The organism is Pseudoalteromonas sp. MMG013, from assembly GCF_018100885.1.
Lineage (GTDB): Bacteria > Pseudomonadota > Gammaproteobacteria > Enterobacterales > Alteromonadaceae > Pseudoalteromonas > Pseudoalteromonas aurantia.
In genome coordinates, this window is record NZ_JAGJEE010000013.1 from 65,734 (window position 1) to 87,165 (window position 21,432).

General features: G+C 42.8%; 19 protein-coding genes. 5 read left to right on the top strand and 14 right to left on the bottom strand.

Annotated features, from left to right (window positions below):
* Nucleotides 1–11: 11 nt before the first annotated feature.
* The gene (locus J8L98_RS13285) at nt 12–1,052 is read right to left on the bottom strand and encodes a sensor domain-containing diguanylate cyclase (protein ID WP_210996814.1); all 1,041 of its coding nucleotides are present in this window, start codon (nt 1,050–1,052) and stop codon (nt 12–14) included.
* 200 nt (nt 1,053–1,252) lie between these two features.
* Nucleotides 1,253–2,878 (bottom strand): pyridoxal-dependent aspartate 1-decarboxylase PanP, encoded by a 1,626-nt coding sequence (gene panP, locus J8L98_RS13290; protein WP_210996815.1) that lies wholly within the window; start codon nt 2,876–2,878, stop codon nt 1,253–1,255.
* 302 nt (nt 2,879–3,180) lie between these two features.
* On the opposite strand from panP, the gene J8L98_RS13295 reads away from it, so the two are divergent.
* Nucleotides 3,181–5,046, top strand: a complete 1,866-nt coding sequence (locus tag J8L98_RS13295) for a GGDEF domain-containing protein (RefSeq protein ID WP_210996816.1) — start codon at nt 3,181–3,183, stop codon at nt 5,044–5,046.
* On the opposite strand, the gene J8L98_RS13300 is transcribed toward J8L98_RS13295, so the two are convergent.
* From J8L98_RS13300 to rph, 7 genes are all read right to left on the bottom strand, one after another.
* Nucleotides 5,043–5,708 (bottom strand): SAM-dependent methyltransferase, encoded by a 666-nt coding sequence (locus tag J8L98_RS13300; RefSeq protein WP_192505986.1) that lies wholly within the window; start codon nt 5,706–5,708, stop codon nt 5,043–5,045. The genes J8L98_RS13295 and J8L98_RS13300 overlap by 4 nt on opposite strands.
* Nucleotides 5,708–6,475 (bottom strand): ABC transporter permease, encoded by a 768-nt coding sequence (locus tag J8L98_RS13305; RefSeq protein WP_210996860.1) that lies wholly within the window; start codon nt 6,473–6,475, stop codon nt 5,708–5,710. Before J8L98_RS13305 ends, J8L98_RS13300 begins: the two co-directional genes overlap by 1 nt.
* A 2-nt stretch (nt 6,476–6,477) precedes the next feature.
* Nucleotides 6,478–7,398 (bottom strand): ABC transporter ATP-binding protein, encoded by a 921-nt coding sequence (locus J8L98_RS13310; protein ID WP_210996861.1) that lies wholly within the window; start codon nt 7,396–7,398, stop codon nt 6,478–6,480.
* Between the two features lies 1 nt (nt 7,399).
* Entirely contained in the window at nt 7,400–8,023 is a 624-nt protein-coding gene (locus tag J8L98_RS13315; RefSeq protein WP_210996817.1) for a flavin prenyltransferase UbiX, read from the bottom strand.
* Between the two features lie 28 nt (nt 8,024–8,051).
* The gene (mpl, locus tag J8L98_RS13320) at nt 8,052–9,434 is read right to left on the bottom strand and encodes a UDP-N-acetylmuramate:L-alanyl-gamma-D-glutamyl-meso-diaminopimelate ligase (protein ID WP_210996818.1); all 1,383 of its coding nucleotides are present in this window, start codon (nt 9,432–9,434) and stop codon (nt 8,052–8,054) included.
* A 369-nt stretch (nt 9,435–9,803) separates the two neighbouring features.
* Nucleotides 9,804–10,448, bottom strand: coding sequence for an orotate phosphoribosyltransferase (gene pyrE, locus J8L98_RS13325; protein ID WP_192505989.1), 645 nt, complete (start codon nt 10,446–10,448; stop codon nt 9,804–9,806).
* 44 nt (nt 10,449–10,492) lie between these two features.
* Nucleotides 10,493–11,206: a ribonuclease PH gene (rph, locus tag J8L98_RS13330; RefSeq protein WP_210996862.1), complete on the bottom strand. Its 714-nt coding sequence runs from the start codon at nt 11,204–11,206 to the stop codon at nt 10,493–10,495.
* 169 nt (nt 11,207–11,375) lie between these two features.
* Between rph and J8L98_RS13335 the strand changes: the two genes are divergently transcribed.
* On the top strand, nt 11,376–12,236 hold the full coding sequence (locus tag J8L98_RS13335; RefSeq protein WP_210996819.1) for a YicC/YloC family endoribonuclease: 861 nt from the start codon (nt 11,376–11,378) through the stop codon (nt 12,234–12,236).
* A gap of 497 nt (nt 12,237–12,733) precedes the next feature.
* Here the strand turns inward: J8L98_RS13335 and J8L98_RS13340 are convergent, their stop codons facing one another.
* The 5 genes from J8L98_RS13340 to dcm form a co-directional block, all read right to left on the bottom strand.
* Nucleotides 12,734–13,174 (bottom strand): EcoRII N-terminal effector-binding domain-containing protein, encoded by a 441-nt coding sequence (locus J8L98_RS13340; RefSeq protein ID WP_210996820.1) that lies wholly within the window; start codon nt 13,172–13,174, stop codon nt 12,734–12,736.
* Complete coding sequence (locus J8L98_RS13345) at nt 13,171–15,009, bottom strand: DEAD/DEAH box helicase (RefSeq protein ID WP_210996821.1); 1,839 nt, start codon at nt 15,007–15,009, stop codon at nt 13,171–13,173. The genes J8L98_RS13340 and J8L98_RS13345 overlap by 4 nt, the downstream gene beginning before the upstream one ends.
* Complete coding sequence (locus J8L98_RS13350; protein WP_210996822.1) at nt 15,006–15,815, bottom strand: HNH endonuclease; 810 nt, start codon at nt 15,813–15,815, stop codon at nt 15,006–15,008. Before J8L98_RS13350 ends, J8L98_RS13345 begins: the two co-directional genes overlap by 4 nt.
* A gap of 13 nt (nt 15,816–15,828) precedes the next feature.
* The gene (locus J8L98_RS13355) at nt 15,829–17,466 is read right to left on the bottom strand and encodes an ATP-binding protein (protein ID WP_210996823.1); all 1,638 of its coding nucleotides are present in this window, start codon (nt 17,464–17,466) and stop codon (nt 15,829–15,831) included.
* Nucleotides 17,467–17,688: 222 nt separating this feature from the next.
* Entirely contained in the window at nt 17,689–19,071 is a 1,383-nt protein-coding gene (gene dcm, locus J8L98_RS13360) for a DNA (cytosine-5-)-methyltransferase (protein WP_348771905.1), read from the bottom strand.
* A gap of 987 nt (nt 19,072–20,058) precedes the next feature.
* Here dcm and J8L98_RS13365 point away from each other — a divergent pair.
* From J8L98_RS13365 to J8L98_RS13375, 3 genes are all read left to right on the top strand, one after another.
* Complete coding sequence (locus J8L98_RS13365) at nt 20,059–20,631, top strand: hypothetical protein (RefSeq protein WP_210996824.1); 573 nt, start codon at nt 20,059–20,061, stop codon at nt 20,629–20,631.
* Nucleotides 20,632–20,705: 74 nt separating this feature from the next.
* Nucleotides 20,706–21,005: a hypothetical protein gene (locus tag J8L98_RS13370; protein ID WP_210996825.1), complete on the top strand. Its 300-nt coding sequence runs from the start codon at nt 20,706–20,708 to the stop codon at nt 21,003–21,005.
* The gene (locus J8L98_RS13375) at nt 21,002–21,331 is read left to right on the top strand and encodes a hypothetical protein (protein WP_210996826.1); all 330 of its coding nucleotides are present in this window, start codon (nt 21,002–21,004) and stop codon (nt 21,329–21,331) included. Before J8L98_RS13370 ends, J8L98_RS13375 begins: the two co-directional genes overlap by 4 nt.
* The last annotated feature ends 101 nt before the right edge of the window (nt 21,332–21,432 follow it).

The following is a 21,432-nucleotide window of genomic DNA, read 5'->3' on the forward strand; positions in this document are numbered from 1 at the left end:
ATAAAATGACTTTAGCCTCTTACAACGCGGTTTCGCCCTTCAGCTTTGGCTTGGTAAACCGCGTGATCGGCCTGTTTTAGAGATTGACTAAAAGGCAGTTGTAAATTGACTTGCGTCACCCCACAACTGACGGAAATCATGATTTTTTCAGAGCCATAACGAATTTGCTCCTGTGATAAAGCGATACGTAGACGCTCAGCAACATGATACGCATTATCTGCATTGGTGTGAGGTAAAATAGCAATAAACTCTTCACCACCGAGCCGACATAAGCAGTCTTCGGTTCTGAGCACTTGTTTACAACACGATGCGAATGCCTGTAATACAATGTCACCCACCTCATGCCCGTAGGTATCATTGATTGCTTTGAAATGGTCAATATCAACCATCACCATACTTAATGGCAATTCCGCTCGCGTATGGCGGCTAATTTCTCTATCAGCATAATCCATCAAGTAGCGGCGATTTTTTAGTCCCGTCAGCGCATCTTGAAATGCCAAGTCTGTCAATTGTTGTTGTAACGCCCACAGCTCACTCACCAATATCCTACGGCTACAGCAATCCGCAATTATTTCCGCATAAGACACTTCGGCCATTTGCCACTGTCGGGGTCCTCCATCGCCTTCAAAGCAAACAATGCCATGGGGCACACCATTTTTAAAAATAACGGTATCCAGCATGGTTGTTATGCCATTAGGGCGTAAATACTCATCGGTGAATTCAGCGGTACGAGCGTCTGTTTCAGCGTCATGGGCAGCGATAGATTCACCTGTCATTAACGCATCAAAATAAACAGGATAACGCTCATAACTCAATTTTGCATAATCTGTTTGATCCACATTACTGGACCAATCAGTATTGGCAACATTGAGTAAAAAGCAAGGTTGAGTATGATCGTCAAACAGCCAAACAGAGACCCTGCTAACCGCAAGTGTTGTTCGTCCTTCGTCAATAATATCCTGTAAAAATGCTTGATAACTACCTGAAACGTCAACTTCTTGAGAACATACACGTCTCAAACGTTGCGTTACTTCACTTAAATCATTGAGCATAAGACACCAAAGCCACTAAGAATACACACAACAAACACTTTTTATACCTCTACTAAGCATACGCAATAATTCAAGAAAGTAGGAACTATTTTATTCATGGAAGCATATTTACGTATTATTGTGCACTTTTCAGGGGGTTAAGCACAATCTAACCATTCGCTGGTTTGGCTTAGATTAGATTGTGAGAAAATACCTGAATACTACAGGTACTTTGCCAAGTACTTTTTAAAGATGGGATCTGTTTGCGCCAAAGTTTTTTGTTCGGCTAAAATCTCTTTCAAAATTGTTTTAGACGTTAACGGGTTTGCCAACACCACTCTGAAAACCACCGTCGGTTGATTGTCATATTGTGGTGGTGTCAACCGAGTACGTGAAACAAATGAGCGACCCGTTTCACGCTGGCGCTTTTGCATACTCGCAGTAAAGCGGTTTAACGCTGCATATATTTCAATGCGCTCAGCTTCATCCGCTTGTGTAATGGCGCGCTTTATTTGGGTGGGCACATACCGATACGTTAATAAGCACAACTCAGGTTCAGAAATAAGTTCAAAGTCAGGATCATTTTTTATCAGTTCGGCAAAGTAACCCGCTTTGTCGATGCCTTTATCAATCAACATTTCATAGCCTTTACGGCCAATCACACGCATACAGGCATGTACCAGCATCGCCATTCCCGGACGACTACCTTCTAATGTATGACTGCCTAAATCTTTTGAGCCCTTACGTAGAATATATTCAGCATGATGCTCTATTACATCCGCGGCCGCTGGGTCTTTAAATAACACCAGCCCAGCCCCCATAGGGACATACATTTGCTTGTGTGCATCAATGGTAATTGAATCAGCGCGTTCAATACCAGTGAGTAAATAACGGTTATTGTCTGACAACAAGGTCGCTCCGCCCCAAGCGGCATCGACATGAAAATAGCACCCCAGTTCCGTACTGAGATCTGCCATCTCATTCAACGGATCAATATTGCCAGTCTCTGTTGTGCCTGCCACACCCACTAAGGCTAATACCTTAATGCCTTTGGCTTGCAGTTCCAACGCTTTTTCACGCATTTTTTCGACGTCAACTTTGTTGTTATCTCGGGTTGGAATACCAATAAAATTATCTCGCCCTAGCCCCAAAATGTCAGCGGCTTTACCCAATGAGTAATGGCCACGCTCTGACACCAACACTGCTAACCCTTTATAACCGTAATGCAGCATGCCTGCTAGCACACCTTGTGCGGCAATGCCTTTAAACTCGCCATCGGCTTTGAGCAAACGATTTCGTGCGATCCACAGCGCGGTAATGTTGGCAATGGTGCCACCAGAGCAAAACGCGCCCAATGATGTTTTCGCGCTGTGCATCCATTTATCGTAAAAACTGGCCTCGTTACCATAGGCTAAGTGATGCATCATGCCTAAAACTTGGCGCTCTAATGGGGTGAATGCTTTAGACGTTTCGATTTTTACGAGGTTTTGATTTAAACCTACCATCAATTTCGACAGTGGAAGCACAAAATGAGGAAGCGCTGAGGTCATATGCCCGATAAAGCTCGGTGCGGCAGTGTGCACTGAATGGGCAACCAACTGCTCCATAATGTCCTGCGCATAGTCAGACACAAACATTGGTTCTTCGGGGATCACAGCATCCTGAAAGTCCTTTTCTATTTCATGTAAAGGCTTCTCAATGGCCGCGATGTTCTCATTTAAGAACCCGGCTAAATTATTAGAGATTTCTAACTCTATCTTACTCAGAGTCGAATCTGGCGCTTCTGGCACCGTAAAAATACGCATCAAACTTTCTTCAGAAGCGACAGCACAACGCTTTGGACCCATCTTGCTACCTAATTACCCCTACAGATCTATTGCGTTTACCACAATGCCCGTAAGTTTGTTATGACGAAATGGCTAACTTTACTTCAAGTTGCTAGGTTTGTCTCGCTTTGAACGCTGAAAAGTCGCGAAATACCTTAATGATTAGTGACATTATCATTTAAATATAACGACACTTTATTGAAATTTACATGTATATTTAAGTTTATAAATAGTAAAAATAATATCAATATGTGCTATCAATCCTTTGCATTGCTTTAGCTTCTAAGTTTAAAATTAAGGGACAGGATTAAAAAGGGAATTATATGCTCAGAAGGACCTCTCTCGTTGTTTGGCTATTTATTGGGTTCTCTACCTTTATTGCAAGCCTTGCGGCTTATGTTGGGTATACCTACCATACAACACGCCAAGCCATTATGGATGATATTGATACGCGCCTATTATATGCGGCTAAAAGCGCACAACTTATTGTCGGTAATGATTTCCATAACCAATTAGAAAACATTGAGCAATATCAATTTCAATCACTCAGTGCCAAGTTAACCGAACTTAGCGAAGCGCTAGGTGTTGAATATGTCTACACCATGATCTACGACTCGCCATATGTGCGCTTTACATCGTCCAGCTTCACCAAAGAAGATTTAGAAAATGGTCGTGTCACCCAATTCTTAGACCCTTATTTAGAAGCCACCGTTATTAATAAAGGGGCATTTCGCTCAACAGAACCTGTTTTTGAAGTCTCTGAAGACCAGTGGGGCTACTTTAAAACCATTTTAGTGCCGTTTGTGAGCGCAGACGGCACAATTTACTTAGCCGGTGCAGATATCACCATTGACAACGTGCAACGTCAATTAAGGTCAAGCGTGGCAAAGGCAACACTCACCGCCAGTTTCTTTTTCTTTATTTCTTTGCTCGTCGCTGGGCTCTACTTGTTGCTTTATCGTAAAGCCATGACCTCCGATACCCGAACGGGCTTTGCTAATCGCATCGCTTTAGAGCGTGATTTGGCTAAAAACCAAAACCAGCACCTGAGTCTAGCGATTGTGTGGGTTAGTGAGTTAGAAGATATCATTAGCTTTTATGGGGCGAGTATTGGCGACCAAGTCATTCAACGGGTCATGCGCCATTTTAGCGAGTTTACTTATCCTTATCCGGTATACCGTCTTGCCACCTCTAAATTAGTGATCATGTGCGACACCGATAAAGGAGAGCATTACCTGAATAATTTGATCAGAGAGTTTCCAAGCTCCCATCCTGTCATAAATAGCCCACACCTATATATTCAATTGTGTGCAGGTATCGCCTCAGGTAATAAAGCTTTATTGCTAGACAACGCCTATGTGGCATGTCGCCAAGCCAAACAACAAAATAAAACCGTCTGTATGTACACCACCAACAACCAAGAGGCGAAACAGCAACAAGCGAGTCATCTGGCAATGGCCAATACCTTACAAAATGCCTTTGAACACAACCGTATTGTCGCTTACTTTACACCGCGATTTGACGTACAAAAAAATCAAATTACGCAACACATTTGTACAGCACGTGTTATCAACGAGCAAGGTGCAATTCTCAATGCCGATATGTATCAAAAAGTTGTAACACGCTCGCGTATGGAAGGCAAAATGACCCACAACATTTTGACGCAATGTGTCACTCGCTTCAGAAAAACCAATACAGCATGGAGCTTAAAGCTCAGCTATCAAGATGCAACTGACCCACAACTGATTGACTTTATTAATCAAGAATTAAGACGTTACCCGCAACCTGCACTGGTGACCTTTGAATTTGATGAGCAGGCGGTGCTCAATAACTTCAATTCAATGGCAACCTGTATTAATGGCCTCAAAAGTAAAGGGGTGAAAATATTAATTAATGATGTAAGCAGTGGCTTATTAACCGTCAGCCGAGTTATGAAACTCAATATCGATGCCATCAAGCTCGATGAAAGTATTTCGGCGCATATGCACAGAGATGATCAAGTGTTTGAATTCATTTCTCACTTGGCCAAGCTATGTAGTGACCGAGATATAAGATTGATTGTGGGGGCCGTGCAAGATGAAACACAGTTTCAGCGTTTTATTGATGCGGGTGTGAGTATGATGCAGGGTCGCTATATTGGCAAAGCGACCCCTCACATCAAAACAGACTCACGTAACCTAACTCACTAAAGGTTTATGACTAATCGCGTGCTCGACTGACCACTCATCCAGTATTTACGTTCAAAGGGGGTAATGGCTTGGTCGCTACTATAGGGCTCGACAGCAGTCGGATGCCCTGATAATTGTAAAGCACGCGCAAACTCTTTAACGTAAATATCCCAATTACTGCGCACTTCAAGCCGACCACCCAGTTTAACAATAAAAGGAAATACCCCAGCACCATGCCAACGACGGCCAATGTGCTTTGCTTTTGGCCATGGGTTTGGGTAAAGCAAGTAATGATGGGTTGGCTGCCAATTGGCCGCCACAGCCAAACGCCAAAAATCATTCAAGTCGGCTCGCACCAAAATATACTGTCCTGACTCCGTTTGCTTATATTCAACATCATGTTTGTCTAACCGATGTGCCGACTTATCGATGCCAATAATTAATGCATCTGGATGCAGTTTCGCCAAATTAGCGGTACTTTCTCCGACGCCACAACATGAGTCTAAAACAATGCCGCCAGTAAAAGCCTGAACACGCTCATTAACTTCATCAAACGCTTTTTGAGTATGTGCCGCAATGGGCTTTTTAAACTCAGCCGTTAGGTGTTTATTTACAATCTCATCTAGCTTTTCATGTAAGCTAGGCTGGTTTGAGACAATACTTCTCGAATTTGCTTCTGTCATCAGTGACGTAGTCCTACTCCTCGGCGAATTAAAGTAAGCGCCAAGATAAATAACCCAGTAATAAATGCCAATAATACCGTAAATGCCACGTAAATGTTGACATCTGATACCCCTAAAAAGCCAAATCTAAACGCATTAACCATATAAATAATGGGATTCGCTTGCGAAACGCCTTGCCAAAACTCCGGTAACAGCGTGATCGAATAAAACACCCCACCTAAATACGTTAAAGGTGTCAGAATGAAAGTAGGAATAATACTAATGTCGTCAAAACTGTTAGCAAATACCGCATTAATTAACCCACCGAGGGCAAACACCGCAGACGTCAGTACTACCGTCGCAACGATCACGCCAATATTATGTATTTGAATATCCACAAAAAAGAGTGATACCAAGGTCACAATGAAGCCCACCAGCATGCCTCGTGCCATACCACCGCCCATATAACCCAGTACAATTATGTAGTTTGGCACTGGCGCAACCAATAGCTCTTCAATGCTTTTTTGAAATTTCGTCGAATAGAAGCTCGACGCCACATTCGAATAGGAGTTGGTGATCACCGACATCATGATTAAGCCTGGAACAATAAACTCCATATAACTAAAGCCCCCCATTTCACCAATACGAGAGCCAATTAAGCTACCAAAAATAACAAAATAGAGCGTCATTGTGATGGCTGGCGGTACTAATGTTTGCACCCAAATACGCAAAAATCGAATACACTCTTTAATCCAAATACTTTTTAATGCTACCCCGTAGCGAGTAATGCTCATGACACGCGCCCTTGCTCTAATAACCCAACAAATAACTCTTCTAATCGGTTTGCTTTATTACGCATACTTAATACCGTGTTGCCTTGTGCACTGAGCTGCGCAAACACCTCATTTAAGCTTTGTGATTTTTTAACTTCCACCTCCAGCGTGTGCTCGTCAGTTAAGTTAAATGGATACCCGTCAATGTCTACTGGCTGTACTGGCATTTTTAAATCCAGCACAAAGGTTTCTTTGTCTAACTTCGCCAGCAGCGCCTTAATAGTGGTGTTCTCGACAATCACCCCTTGATCAATAATGGCAATGTTTTTACACAGCAGTTCAGCTTCTTCAAGGTAGTGCGTGGTCAAAATAATGGTCACTCCTTGCTCGTTTATTTCACGTAAGAAGGTCCACATAGAGCGACGTAACTCAATATCAACGCCCGCCGTAGGCTCATCTAAAATAAGTAACTTTGGCTCATGCATCAAAGCGCGAGCAATCATTAAACGGCGCTTCATGCCACCCGATAGCGTGCGAGCTTGCTTGTCTTTTTTCTCCAGTAATCCCAATTGTGCTAAATATTTATCAGCACGTTTATGGGCTTCTTGTCTAGGTACACCATAGTAACCAGCTTGATTGACCAAAATCTGGCTTAAGGTTTCAAATTGGCTAAAGTTAAACTCCTGTGGTACCAACCCCAGCTCAGCCTTCGCATCTTCAAGTGCAGTATCAATAGAATGCCCAAACACCTGAACATCACCGGCGGTTTTATTCACCAATGACGCAATTACCCCGATGGTGGTTGATTTACCCGCGCCATTTGGCCCGAGCAAAGCAAAAAAGTCTCCTTGCTCTACCTGTAGGTCGATGCCTTTTACCGCTTCAACGCCATTTTTATAGACTTTTTTCAAGCCTTTTATATCTAATGCAACCGTCATGTTATTTTTGTTCTCCATAACCCCACCGCTTGGTCAGGGTATGCTCTATATTGAGGTGATCTAAAATGCGTGCCACCATAAAATCAACCAAATCATTAATAGTCTCTGGCTGATGATAAAAACCTGGCGCCGCAGGCATAATTGTGACGCCTAACTGGCTCAGCTTCAGCATGTTTTCTAAGTGAATTGAGCTAAATGGTGTTTCTCTCGGTACTAAAATGAGCTGCCCACGTTCTTTAATCACCACATCGGCAGCACGCTCTAATAAATTGTCGGAGGCGCCCATGGCAATGGCTGAAACAGCTCCAGCACTACACGGGCACACCACCATCTTTTTAGGCGCTGCAGAACCCGAGGCAACAGGGCTAAACCAATTGTCTTTGCCAAACACCTTAATTTGTTCCGGTTGGGCATTAAACATGGTCGTTAGTTGCTCTGTGGCTTTTTGCTCATTGCCTGAGAGTTTTACATTTGACTCAGTATCAAGCACAACGCGTGCAGCACTGGAAATAAGTACAAACACTTGGTAATTCATGGCCACCAATACATCTAGTAATCGCAACCCATAAGGCGCACCTGATGCACCACTAAACGCCAGCGTAATCGCAGGTTTAAAACTATTCACGACATTTACCCTTATTAATTAAACCGCACTATTGTGACAAGACACGCGTTGTTTTGAGCGCGCTAAGTAATTTTTGATGTAACCCACCAAAGCCACCATTACTCATAATTAAAATATGTTGCCCTGCTTGGGCATGCGCACACACTTGCTGAATGATTTCATCAATACTCGAAAAGCACTGACGCCCAGCCTTGCTGGCTTCTTCTCGCAGCGACCATCCCAAATTATCAGGCTCAAACAAATAGGCTTCATCGGCTTCACTCAGCGATGCCAATAAAGTGTGTTTATGCACCCCCATTGTCATGGTATTTGAACGCGGTTCTAAAATGGCTACCACAGGGGCACTACCCACTTTGGCTTTTAACCCTGCCAGCGTGGTTTTAATCGCGGTTGGATGGTGCGCAAAATCGTCATACACACTGATGCCATTCACTTCCCCTAGCAACTCCATACGGCGTTTTGGTGAAATAAACTCACTTAACGCGTCAATCGTTACACCGACAGGAATACCCACATGGCGCGCCGCGGCAATGGTCATCATGGCATTTTTTACGTTATGCTCACCAATTGCTTGCCATACCACCTGCCCCTCAACTTGGCCGTTTAAGCACACTTCAAACTGTGAACCATCTGCTTCGAGCAAGTTATACGACCAATCGCCGTTTAAAGTTTCCTGCTCACTCCAAAACCCCCGCTTTACCACTTCAACCAGTGCAGTATCGTCTGCTGGGTAAATGGCTTTACCTTGGGCGGGTAACGTTCTTAACAAATGGTGAAACTGAGTTTGAATGGCGTTTAAGTCAGCAAAAATATCTGCATGATCAAACTCTAAATTGTTCATGATCAGCGTGCGGGGCAAGTAATGCACAAATTTGCTGCGCTTATCAAAAAAGGCGGTATCGTATTCATCGGCTTCAATCACGAAGAACGGGGTATCACTGACCCGTGCCGACACCCCAAAGTTTTGTACTATGCCACCGATTAAAAAACCGGGGCGCAAACCCGCGTACTCCAATACCCACGCCAACATGCTGGCGGTGGTGGTTTTACCATGGGTCCCTGCAACGGCTAATACCCAACTGTCTTGCAGCAAATGATGCTTTAACCATTCTGGGCCTGAGGTATACGGAATGTTTTTTTCAAGCACGTGCTCAACACAAGGGTTACCTCGGCTCATGGCGTTGCCAATTACTACCACATCGGGGGCGGGGTTTAACTGTGCAACGTCGTATCCTTGGGTGAGTTCAATGCCAAGTGCTTCAAGCTGTGTACTCATAGGTGGATACACATTTTGATCAGAACCTGTGACTTTATAACCGAGCGATTGTGCAATAGCAGCAATGCCCCCCATAAACGTGCCACAAATGCCCAATATGTGAATATGCTTGTTATTATTTAGCGTTGAGACCATGAAAATGTGTGCCTTATGTAAAGATTTACGCTGCCCTGTTCAGCAAGGTGCTTACTATGCCAAATTTCTGCTCAACAAACCATAAACCTAACTGCAAAACAGCTGTGCAAAAACGGCAAGAATAGCTCACTCTGGCTGAATTAGTGATGAGTACCCGTATTTATCGCATTATGTGCTGCACTTTCTATGCGCGCTTACAATAAATACGCTCTATAAACGCTGTCTATAAAAGCTTGCGCCCACCACCGTCTTCAACAATTTATTATGATAAAACACCATAAAAAAATGCCAGTCAGAGACTGGCATTTTTCAGTGTAAACTTTTAATTTGCGTGTTTAACTTAAGCTTGGCAGTTCACGCAAACAGCGGTTATGCTACGCCGTATTGATCTCTATATGCTTTTACCGCATCAAGATGCTCACCCATGCTACCTTGCTCTTCAAGATACACAATTAAGTCAGCCAGTTTTACAATTGATACTACCTGAGTACCAAAATCACGCTCAACTTCTTGAATCGCTGATAACTCGGCTTTACCTTTTTCTTGACGGTCAAGCGCAATTAACACCCCTGATAAGTCAGCACCTGCTGCGGCAATGATTTCCATTGACTCACGGATAGCCGTGCCTGCGGTGATCACATCATCGACCAGCATAATGCGGCCTTCCAAAGGCGAGCCCACTAATGAACCACCTTCACCATGTTGCTTTTTCTCTTTACGGTTAAAGCAATACGGTACGTCTTTGTCATAGTGATCAGACAATGCCACCGCCGTGGTGGTTGCTATTGGAATCCCTTTATACGCAGGGCCAAACAGTAAGTCATATTCAATACCTGCATCTTCAAGCGCGGCAGCATAAAAGCGACCTAAACGTGCCAAATCACGACCGGTATTAAATAATCCCGCATTAAAAAAATACGGGCTAGTTCGGCCTGATTTCAGGGTGAACTCACCAAACTTAAGCACCTGCTTTTCAAGGGCAAATTCAATAAACTCTTTTTGATATGCTTTCATATTCTTACCTACTTAACTGATAACTAAACTTGAACAACAACCGATTATGCTAATGCTTTCTTTTGCAGGTCGATAATTTCACGAATTGAATGCTTAGCCAGCCCTAATAGCTCATCCAGTTCTTCAAACGAGAAAGGTTCACCTTCAGCCGTACCTTGCACTTCAATCAGCTTGCCGGTTTCGGTCATGATCACGTTCATGTCAGTTTCAGCTTCTGAGTCTTCTAGGTATTCTAAATCTGAGATTGCTTGACCGTTGTAAACCCCAACAGAAATCGCTGCAATCATAAATTTAAGTGGGTTATTGTTGATCATGCCTTTCGTACGCATGTGCGTCAGTGCATCAACCAACGCAACACATGCACCACTGATTGATGCAGTACGCGTACCGCCATCCGCTTGCAATACATCACAGTCGATAGTAATGGTATTTTCACCTAGGGCTTTTAAGTCAACCGCCGCGCGCAGTGCACGTGCGATTAAACGTTGAATTTCCATAGTACGACCGCCTTGCTTACCACGGGCCGCTTCACGGTTGTTACGAGTATGCGTAGAACGTGGCAACATACCATATTCAGCGGTGATCCAACCTTTGCCCTGACCTTTCATAAAGCGCGGCACACCGGCTTCAACGGTTGCAGTACAAAGTACTTTTGTATTACCAAACTCAACTAATACAGCACCTTCAGCGTGTATTGTGTAGTTACGTGTAAATGTTACCGGTCTGATCTGGTTTGCTGTTCTTTCACTTGGACGCATCCACGTTCCCCTAATATTCAAAATTTCAGTCATTATAATGGGTCAGCCTTTACGATGCCATGTAGAAATCGACAAAACAACGACATTGAGTGAAAATTGCTTGCTGCGTTGATTTTTTATTAAGCTATAATACCTGCTGGAAATTTTGTTAATAGATTAGGAACTTTACATGATCCATAGTATGACCGCCTACGCACGCCGAGAAGTTAAAGGTGATTGGGGCACAGGAGTTTGGGAAATCCGCTCAGTAAATCAGCGTTACCTAGAAACCTTTATCCGCGCACCTGAACAATTTCGCGGTATGGAGCCGGTAATACGCGAGCGCCTACGTAAACACTTACAGCGCGGTAAAGTTGAAGTGTATTTAAAGTTTACTGCCAACCCAGCACACGTGGGTGAGCTATCAATTAATGAAACCTTAGCTGAGCAGCTAATTAACAGTGCAAAGTGGGTGCAACAGCAAAGCCAAGGCGAGATCAATCCAGTAGATATTCTGCGCTGGCCAGGTGTAATGGAAGCACAAGAAGTTGACCTAGACACCGTGAATAAAGCCCTACTTGCAGGCTTTAACGAACTCATTGAAGAGTTTAAAGCCGCACGTGGCAGCGAAGGCGATAACCTTGAAACCATGATCACCACCCGCCTAGACGGAATTTTAGAACAAGTGGCTATTGTAGAAACGCACATGCCAGAAATCGCCAAATGGCAACGCGAAAAGCTCAATGCCAAATTAGAAGACTTAAAAGCCGACATCGACGAAAACCGCCTTGAGCAAGAGCTTATTTACTTAGCTCAAAAGCAAGATGTGGCCGAAGAACTCGACCGCTTAAAGTCACATGTAAAAGAAACCCACAAAATCATTAAAAAAGGTGGCGCATGCGGCCGTCGTTTAGACTTTATGATGCAAGAGTTTAACCGCGAGTCAAACACCCTTGCCTCAAAATCAATTAACACCGATATCACCAGCGCAGCGGTTGAATTGAAAGTATTGATTGAACAAATGCGTGAGCAGATCCAGAATATTGAGTAACCTCTAAATCAATTCAGAATCACCCAATATAGCCCAGTCATACTGGGCTTTTTTGTTTTTAGCGTCTGAGTTATTTTGGTTAATTTAAGTATGAAACAGTAAAAATGATAGTACTGGCTTATAAGTTAGCGACTCTGACCCTTTTGATTGGCAGAATGGCGGCAATCAGCTATAGAGGAGCACATGCAGCGGCAGCAGCTCGCATAAAGTGCACGGCCATAAAAATTAAAACGGGCATCATAAAGTGCTTATTTCAAAGCGTAGCATTAAGCTTTCGCGCTATTATAAGCACATACAGTTTGTTGTCGTAAAGTTCACCGCTTCAACGACTGTTGGATGCCCACTTAATTGGATAACGTGGGGCGACTGATGCAGGTGTCGCTAAAAGTTACCTGATACCGGCGGCTCAAGGGGCGCTGGCGAAACAAGCAGCTTTTTAAGCTGCTTGTTTTGTGCTCATGCGGAACCAGAAGTTTAGGTGCTTGGATTGCAAAGTGTTAGTAAACCTTTCGCCATCCTTTGAGCACTACTGGAATGACTTCACTATTAGAGTCGCTATCTTCACCTTGATTACTATGTGATTTTATATGAATTTTAAAGTTGTTTGAATTGTCGGTTGATGTAAATACAACAGAATCGCCTGACTTTACTCCCCACTTAGAGAAAAACTTTGTCATGTAAGTTATTCTATACTCATTGCGGGTGCTTTGGGGGGGAGAAAAGGTCTTTCCATTATAATATACATAACGCATTTTCCATTTTTCGCCGTCTGGATCTTCACAGACTATCCAAGCATCTGGGTTAAATTCTTCATGTTTAAGCGCAGGAAAAAAATCGAGAAGTTCTGAATTTTTTTTAGGAACAACAATTCCTGCTTGGTGACCGCCAGTTTCACCTGTATCATTCTTTGATAGAGATTTTTCATATGATTTGTTCATTTTTCCTCCTTGATAGGACTCTCATTTAGAGCTTTTCCAAGATCTTGTTCATCACGCGTACTAATAGGAATAGCCTCCTCGCCTAGCTCCCTTTTCCATAAACTTCTTTCAACCATAGTTTCCTCAACAGTGCCTTGATAAAACAGATGGTAGACGGTTACCGGTTCTACTTGACCTCGCCGGTGAGCCCTTGCAGAAGCTTGCATTTCTAATGCTGGATTCCAGTTTTGTGTATAGTGAATAACAACGGTCGCTGCCGTAATATTTAACCCTGCACCCGCAGCTTTAGGGTTTAAAACTAGCACCGCAGGCCCTTCAATTGAAGTAAAATGGTCAACTATAGATTGCCTCTCATTTTGAGGGGTTGAGCCATTAATTGTGTCCCAATAATTTACATTTAGATTTGTTGTTTGTTCAGCAGCCTTTTTAATTAATTCGCTGCAATGGTTATAAGCCGCAAATATTAGGGTTTTTCTTTGGTTGCGGGTCGCTTCCCTGAGTAGCTGAATACACACTTCCATTTTGGGAGTCATAAGAGAGTGCATTTCATTGGGAACAAGCTCAACATGGTCTTCCCAATTTTGGGCTTTCAAATGCTTAGCTCGTAGCCAAGGATGAGAACAGTAAATTGCGAGTTGTCCTACTGCAACAAGTTTCCCTGCTGGGCCATATTCCGAGATCGTTTCTTCTCTGATCCTTTCATACTCCTTAACAGCCGAAGGTTCCAGTTCAATAGGTATATTTACATCTGTACGCAATGGGAGGTCGCCAGCGACGTCTTTAACTTGTCGTTTGAGAATTATGGTGTCTGAATACTGGCTAAGCTCTCTGGCACCTTCTTCCGTATCAGGGTAAAGCACAGGAAAATTCTCTTTTGTTCCAAGAATTCCTGGAATGGCTAAGTCAGCTAGAGACCATAAATCTATGAGAGAATTCTCTATTGGTGTCCCGGTAACAGGGATGGTGTAACGCCGAGGTAATGAGCTCAATGCAACACGTCGCTTTGCTTCAGGGTTTTTTAGTGCCTGAGCCTCATCACAAATTAGATAAGTCCAGTCAATACCTTTAAACATAGAAATGTCATTGACCACAGTATCGTATGTGGTTACAACGATATCTGATCTCATTAAATCTCTATAATAACCAGTTCTATCATTGCCTCTATGGACAAGGATAGTCATCGAAGGGCTAAATCTATGTATTTCTCTACACCAATTTGCAACTAAAGTTGTCGGGCACACAATCAAAGCAGGGCTTTCATGTGAAGGTTTATTTAGAAGCATTGTAGCTATAATCTGGAGAGTTTTTCCCAAGCCCATCTCATCTGCCAGTATTGCACCTCCAATAGATTTAAGCGCATCATTTAACCATGCAACACCATGTTCTTGATAAGGGTATAATTTGGCATTAAGTCCATCAATTGGATCCGAAAGTGACATAGAAGCAGAGCGACAGTTTGCCGTTTCCGTTAAACTTAAACCTAGGTTTACCTCAATGCCCTCTACTCCATTTCTAATCAAGCTTAGAACTTCAGGATAACTTAGGTCCTTATGATTTACTCCCACTAATGCTTTGAGTACAAACTCTGGTGCATCATATGGTAGTGGCTTAATGCGTTCAGAATCCAGTAGCCAGTTGTGATGAATACTTAAACAAGAAACAAACTGACTTACACCTGATTTACGAATAAATGCGCCTAAGGAGGCTACGTACTTATCGCTCTCTCTATTAATTTGTAAAACTGGATTTTGAAGCCTTTCAGAGAATACGTAAGGTAAAGTAGATTTATCAAACTCACGATAGTCTTCCTTTAATTTAGATAGGGTAGTACTCATAGATTCATCTCTTCCCTTAATTCGTCTGGTGTCAGAGCTGGTACGCGTTTGTGAATAGCTCTATGACAATTTGGACATAAAGGAATTAGGTCTTTTTCCGGATTATAGGCTCTGGGTTTCCCCACTTCTGAAAGCGGCTCAATATGGTGAACTTCAAGAATAGAAGCTAATTTTTTGCCATAGGTTTCGTGGGGAATGAAACCACAAACATTGCACTGTTCTCCGTGTATTGAAAGACAGAGTAGGCGGTTTCTTGGGCTTCGTTCCCTTTTTCTAACTAAATATTCTTTTACACCACCCTCAACTATTGAGTGCTCTTCTTCTCTTTTTTCTTCTTCATAACCAATTAATTCTGCTACCGCGGCAACTAATGGGACCATTATCAGACTTATAGTGTTCAATATTTCTTGAGAACCATGAAGATCCGAAACTTTTCTAGTAACTTTAATTTCGATGTCTGAGGAGGTTTGCCAGCGATCAGTCGTAGTTGAACCGTTAATAGATACGTCGAATAAACTCTTTAATTGATTAGTAAAGGCATATGCAAGAGCATAGTCCTCTATTGAAGCCCTGTCTTGAATGTGTTTTATACAGTCTACGGCGTAACTCCCGAACTTAAATGACACAATATGCCTTTTAAGTCCTGAAGGGCGAATGGAAAAGATTGGTCCATTACTTCTGTTGTAGTTATTGAACCAAAAAGACAAACCTCGCCTAGCCTCTTTGGGATTTCTAGAGCCCTTCATATTCGCGCCTATTTGCTTTTCAATTAAAGCGCGAATTTGTTCTATTTCATTGTCCTTCATATGTATTTGAAGTCTATGAAGTTGGTATATCAGTGGTTCTCAGGAGTTTTTTGAGATTTGAAGACACCTCATCTCTTATATCCTCCCACATATTTGCTAGCTCTTCATCGGTATTTTTATGTTCTGCTGCGGCTAAAGCCCATAGAAGTAAATCTAACCCTTCAATAGATATTCCAGATTTGGCCTGACTATAAACCTTAGTGTAGAAGTCATGTTGCTTGTTTAAGTGTACGCCAGTTGAATGGTTTGTATCTGTTCTACTGGTCATACAGGGTTCCCATAGTGCACCACTCGGTATTCCCTCTACTGGGTTAACAAAAAGGCTATCAGGGTCAACATTGCTCTCAATGGGAGTTAGTATTTTTATACCGTTCCCTTGATTATTTGATACGACGGCGCTGCCTGATTGCTCATCTACTGACTCAACTGTTGCCTTGGAGGTGTTTTTGGTTTCTAAAATCGTTCTGTTTGAATCACCGTGTGATACACCATCCGAGACCGTAACAGCTTGTTTACGACGGTACCTTCGGTCTGCTTCTTTATATGCAGGCCTTAATAACTCTTCAAGAGCCTCTTCTAATGCTGGGTCCAGTAATATTCGACTCTTTTTAACATCCACACTAAAAGCTTCATCTAGTTCGTGATCAAAATCAAATTCAATTCGTAGTAATGACCAGTGAGGATCATCAGAGCGCCAAATTCCTAGGTAACCACCGTAATGAATAATTCTGCCTTCACGATGGATATAGAAGCCTTGTCCGCGGTTGGAAATTTTTGCGTGCTTTTTATTCTCTTCTTTCGTCATGTCTTTAGCATGAGGGAGAATCCAAGCCTTTACGGTGGCATTATGCACCGTACCATCTTCCCGTTGGATCGGGAGTGTCGTTAACTTATCGGGAAGTACCTGCTCTGATTTTTCAGGATAAAAAGGATTCCAATGTTCAACCTTTTTGTCATTAACGGTAATGTTTACATTACGGTGGTCAGTCTCGTTAGGGTTAAGGTATTTGTGAAAGATCAGAGCACAGTGGTCAATCAACTTTGCTCTTCGTGTCTTGACTGCATTTTGTTCTTTAGTGCCACCGGGCTCATCATAAACTTTACTCAGTAACCTGTCACAACGAGACCATACAACTAGAGTTCCAGACTCACCGCATAATTCTTCAAAAATCTCTTGCTCATCTGCCGATACTGGTTCATCTAACATTTCCCAAGTGTCTTTCTCTGCAACGTGATCGAGATCCCAAGTGAGCTTGAGTAATTCTTGAGATGTATTCTGTCTTGATATAACAGAGTACTTCAAACAAACTGAACTTGATGCCGTCTTTAGTCCCAAACCAAATTTCCCTAATGAAGCAAGATCATCACGAATTTTCGCTCCGTACTTCATAGCATTGAATAGGCCTTTCTCATCCATGCCATGCCCATCATCACCAAAGAAGACGAATTTTTTTCCGTCTGACGTAAGCTCTATATTTATATTTATATTGCTCGCACCCGCAGCGATGGAGTTGTCAATGATATCGGCCGCTGCGGTATATAAGTCATAGCCAGTATCTCGAAGACCGTAAATTAGCCGAGCTGCATCAGGTTCATTTAGTAAATCACGATTTTGCGATCGTGATGTAATAGTAGTGACAGAGTCAGCCATATAAAGTCTCACTGTATAAAGTTAATTAAAAATTTATTTATGTTAATAAGTTACAGAGAAGTACCTATTGTTATTTAGGCACTATAACTAATAATTTAGGAAGAAAAAACTGTAAAGCTATTTTTTAAAAAATTTATATAGGTAGAACAAAAATCGACAGTTTGTCGTTGAGAAGGTGTTCGAGACCGGTAAAACATATTACCGTTGAGTCTCGATTTATTACTAAGTCGCATCCCTTCTGCGTGTTTTGTTCTTATTAACAGCAAGGGTAATCCTCTCTTTCATCAACTCAGCTACGGCTCTGAATACTGGAACTACAACGGAGTTTCCAAATTGACGGTACGCTTGAGTATCTGATACTGGTATGATGAAATCACTTTTTCCGGGAGCATCAAATCCCATGAGGCGCGCGCACTCTCTTGGCTTTAGTCTACGTGGACGGCGAGACTGGTTTTCACTATTCCAAAAGTCTATTTCTCCTAATGAGGTATCCCAGCCCTGATCAATAAGAATTTCAGAGCCATCTTTGTGGTAGCGAGCAGATAACGTTCTGGTAATTACATTTGGAGTATCCGGCTTAATTAGTCCATATCCAAAACCATTACCTTTAGCTTTATGTTTTTTGGCATACTCGTATAGATATTCCCATAAACGTGGTGTCAGAGTGTATTTTGATAACTCTTCCTCAGTGAGGTCATCAAGTAGTTCATGGAGTTCAGGTATTGTCTCAGGTTTATTAATTAATTTAAGAGAAAAGCCCTCTGACAAGTTTAGGTTCTTTCTAAATCCTACAAGTACTATACGCTCTCTGTGTTGAGGTAAATATTTCGCACCATCGATTATTTTTGGATCAGAAGAACCCGGGCCATTAAATGCAATGTCAGCTACTTCATAGCCTAGTTCATCAAGTGCGTCCACGATAATCTTAAAGGTTTTCCCTTTGTCATGGCTTCGAAGGTTTTTCACATTTTCCAGAACAAATGCAGAGGGTTCTTTGGCTTTAATTATTCTGCAAACATCAAAAAATAACGTACCCTGCGTTTCGCACTCAAAGCCATGTGCTCGTCCCAAAGCGTTCTTTTTTGATACACCAGCAAGAGAGAAAGGCTGACAAGGAAAGCCTGCTAGCAGGACATCATGATCGGGAATATGCTGATCAATATTATTGTAAGCGTCTTCTTCAGTTGCCTCCTCCTCTTGAGAGAGGGTTATTTCGCGGATATCTTCATTAAAATTATGCTCTTGATCAGCGTAGTAATTGGCTTTATATGTCCTTACAGCGTATTTATTCCATTCACTAGTAAAAACACATTTGCCCCCAATCTCTTCGAAGCCTTGACGAATTCCACCAATTCCTGCGAAAAGATCGATAAAACGGAACTCCGGATTATCGTAGTGTTCTGGTTTTTTGGGAAATAAGTCTTCGAGTATACGAGCTTCGCGAAAAGTGAACCTCTTGTCTGACTTTCCTTTCAAAATTCGATTAATAGTTTCACGGCACCAATCATTAGGTGTTTGCTCTCTTAGAAATTCTGCAATCTGTTTTTGATCATATATTTCGAGCGATCGATTGATTAGATTGATAGTTTCTTGTTTTTTTAGCACCGTAATTTCCTAAAGGAGTAATATATGAGAGAGCATATCACTCAAAATACCCAGAGTAAACTATTCTGTATAAATATACAGTTTTTTTGGGAGGCATCTTTTAGCTTGTTGTTGAAGTATTCAACAGAAGCAAAAAAACAAATTGTTAAAGAGCGAAAAATAACAGCGTACATTTTTTGCCAATCCTGCCACCTAGTCTAGAATTCGGTGGTTCCTCCTGGAAGGCACCCTTGCACGCCGTTATTATTTTCGGGTCCGACCCTGTCGACAAAACCAACTTTGCCGCTCCAAAATTCAAACATCAACAAAAATCACTTTTTTATTTTTTAATTGCGCTGAAGTAGCCACATTTAAAAACTCGCCTATTAAACACCGCCTATTAAACACCGCCTATTAAACACCGCCTTTTGGCACCGATAATCACCGATGCCCGCCTAAAATAACTTCATCATTCGTTAGCAGAGAACTGCTCCTCTGACATTCAGCAAACAGAGGTAAATGTCTATTGCTGCGGTAGTAACTGTCTATCGTTAATGTTTGTGCGGCATCGCGTCCAACAAAAATACAGTCGTTTAGGTCACGTACAGCCTCACATCGTCCCAACTCTGCTTACTCACTCTCACCTTGTGCCTTCATCTTGTCTCTTACCAAGGGGAAGTGTGTCAGAAAGTTGGTCAACGATGTTGCAGGAGCCTGTCTCTATTGTCGCGGAGCGGCATAAATAGAGACAGGCGGGGATACTAGTTTTTAGCATTGGCTTGAATCCCACGCCGAACTTGGAACACAGCGTTTTGCATACCGCTTTTTCTGCAATATGCAAAACCACTTTCTGAGCTCGATGAGATACGGATGAGAACACCACCGGAGGGTGATTTCTTATCAGCTTTCCCCCTTTCAACAGGCAAGCCGCCGCATCGCTTTAAATGCTTTCATGTGGGCCGACCGTCCCTTTAAACGGTTTATTACTAACCAAATTCAGGGGAAAACATGAAAAAACACAACAATCAAGACTCAAGAAATTTTGGCTATGGAAAGCAGCTTGCCTATGCTGGCAAGCAGGCGCTCAATGACCGTTACGGGGCTGACGGCAAATTTTCAACCCGAGCAAGTCATGCTGCTAGGTTTAATCAATTTGCTCAATGGTGCAAAAGTGATGGCATTAACGATGCCAGAAAAATCACTGCCGAGCACATTGCTGCTTATGCGAGTGATCTTTCTAACCAGGTAGCATCAGGTGAAAAAGCGGTTAGCTATGCGCAAAACCAGTTATCATCAGTCAATGTAGTGCTATCGACCATGCGAGGCAACACGGCGCTTAACGTGTCACCATCTAAGTTAGTCGGAGAGAGAAGCCATATCAGAGACACGGTGCCGCTTTCACTAGAACGAAGCAACTTTGACCGGGCATTAAAACTGATGCCCAGTGGAGAAGGAAAGCTCGCCGTGTTTCTCGCGCGTGAATTTGGTTTGCGGCTTCGAGAAGTCGGCCTTTTTAGACCCGGAGAAGCCTTCAGCAGGCGATTAATAACAATGGCTACATTGATATTCAACGCGGTGTAAAAGGTGGCCGAACCGCGCCTAGGCTGATAAAACTGAAAACTGGTCAATTAGGAACGCTTGCTGCGGCAAACGTCATGCTGGGCAAACATCGCTGCCTCGTCGACAAACATGGCAGTTATGTCGACTGGAAGAATGCCCTGTACCGGGAGTATGAAAAATCAGGCGCTCATGCGTTGATCGGCAAATTCCACGACAATCGCGCCTCTTTCGCTTGTGACCAATACAAAAAGCTTACCGGCAAACCAGCCCCGGTTGTTGCTGGCCGTCGCCTAGTCTCAAAAGAGAAAGATAAAGCCGCCAGAGAAGTGCTCTCAAAATTCTTGGGCCACTCGCGAATTTCGGTAGCTGCGCAGTATGTGGGATCGGCACAATGAATGAGTTGAAAGCGAAAAAAATAGAGAAGGACGTTTTCCGCATTATGCGCCACAAGATCAAAGGCAGTAACAATCAGGTTGAGCTGACATGCTGGCGCATGGTGAGCATCGCCAAGGCGATTAATCAACGCTTTAGCGTGATGCCTTACCAAATACGGTTGAAGCACCTGGTTTGGTACATCGACGAGATCCTCTTCTGGAAACCCTCAGTCCACACCTGCTACCGACACTATCTTACTATTAAGTCGTTCGCGGTCTGTATTGATAAATGGGGACACTGGCAAAACTCGCTTGAACGGATAAAACCAAGCCTAGAGAGAGCATAAATCGCGGAGGGCAAAAATCTGACTTACTGCGTTAGGAGTTGGTGAGTGATATTACGGTTTTCACCCAACGGATGTTGTGCTCTAATAAAGTCGTTCAATTC

What these genes read in the sequence shown, in the direction of transcription:
- mpl (WP_210996818.1), bottom strand. Translation starts at nt 9,434, where the DNA reads ATGGTCTCAACGCTAAATAATAACAAGCATATTCACATATTGGGCATT.
- J8L98_RS13295 (WP_210996816.1), top strand. Translation starts at nt 3,181, where the DNA reads ATGCTCAGAAGGACCTCTCTCGTTGTTTGGCTATTTATTGGGTTCTCT.
- J8L98_RS13365 (WP_210996824.1), top strand. Translation starts at nt 20,059, where the DNA reads ATGAAAAAACACAACAATCAAGACTCAAGAAATTTTGGCTATGGAAAG.
- rph (WP_210996862.1), bottom strand. Translation starts at nt 11,206, where the DNA reads ATGCGTCCAAGTGAAAGAACAGCAAACCAGATCAGACCGGTAACATTT.
- J8L98_RS13335 (WP_210996819.1), top strand. Translation starts at nt 11,376, where the DNA reads ATGATCCATAGTATGACCGCCTACGCACGCCGAGAAGTTAAAGGTGAT.
- J8L98_RS13350 (WP_210996822.1), bottom strand. Translation starts at nt 15,815, where the DNA reads ATGAAGGACAATGAAATAGAACAAATTCGCGCTTTAATTGAAAAGCAA.
- J8L98_RS13345 (WP_210996821.1), bottom strand. Translation starts at nt 15,009, where the DNA reads ATGAGTACTACCCTATCTAAATTAAAGGAAGACTATCGTGAGTTTGAT.
- J8L98_RS13310 (WP_210996861.1), bottom strand. Translation starts at nt 7,398, where the DNA reads ATGACGGTTGCATTAGATATAAAAGGCTTGAAAAAAGTCTATAAAAAT.
- J8L98_RS13355 (WP_210996823.1), bottom strand. Translation starts at nt 17,466, where the DNA reads ATGGCTGACTCTGTCACTACTATTACATCACGATCGCAAAATCGTGAT.
- J8L98_RS13375 (WP_210996826.1), top strand. Translation starts at nt 21,002, where the DNA reads ATGAATGAGTTGAAAGCGAAAAAAATAGAGAAGGACGTTTTCCGCATT.
- panP (WP_210996815.1), bottom strand. Translation starts at nt 2,878, where the DNA reads ATGGGTCCAAAGCGTTGTGCTGTCGCTTCTGAAGAAAGTTTGATGCGT.
- J8L98_RS13285 (WP_210996814.1), bottom strand. Translation starts at nt 1,052, where the DNA reads ATGCTCAATGATTTAAGTGAAGTAACGCAACGTTTGAGACGTGTATGT.
- J8L98_RS13370 (WP_210996825.1), top strand. Translation starts at nt 20,706, where the DNA reads ATGCTGGGCAAACATCGCTGCCTCGTCGACAAACATGGCAGTTATGTC.
- J8L98_RS13340 (WP_210996820.1), bottom strand. Translation starts at nt 13,174, where the DNA reads ATGAACAAATCATATGAAAAATCTCTATCAAAGAATGATACAGGTGAA.
- J8L98_RS13300 (WP_192505986.1), bottom strand. Translation starts at nt 5,708, where the DNA reads ATGACAGAAGCAAATTCGAGAAGTATTGTCTCAAACCAGCCTAGCTTA.
- pyrE (WP_192505989.1), bottom strand. Translation starts at nt 10,448, where the DNA reads ATGAAAGCATATCAAAAAGAGTTTATTGAATTTGCCCTTGAAAAGCAG.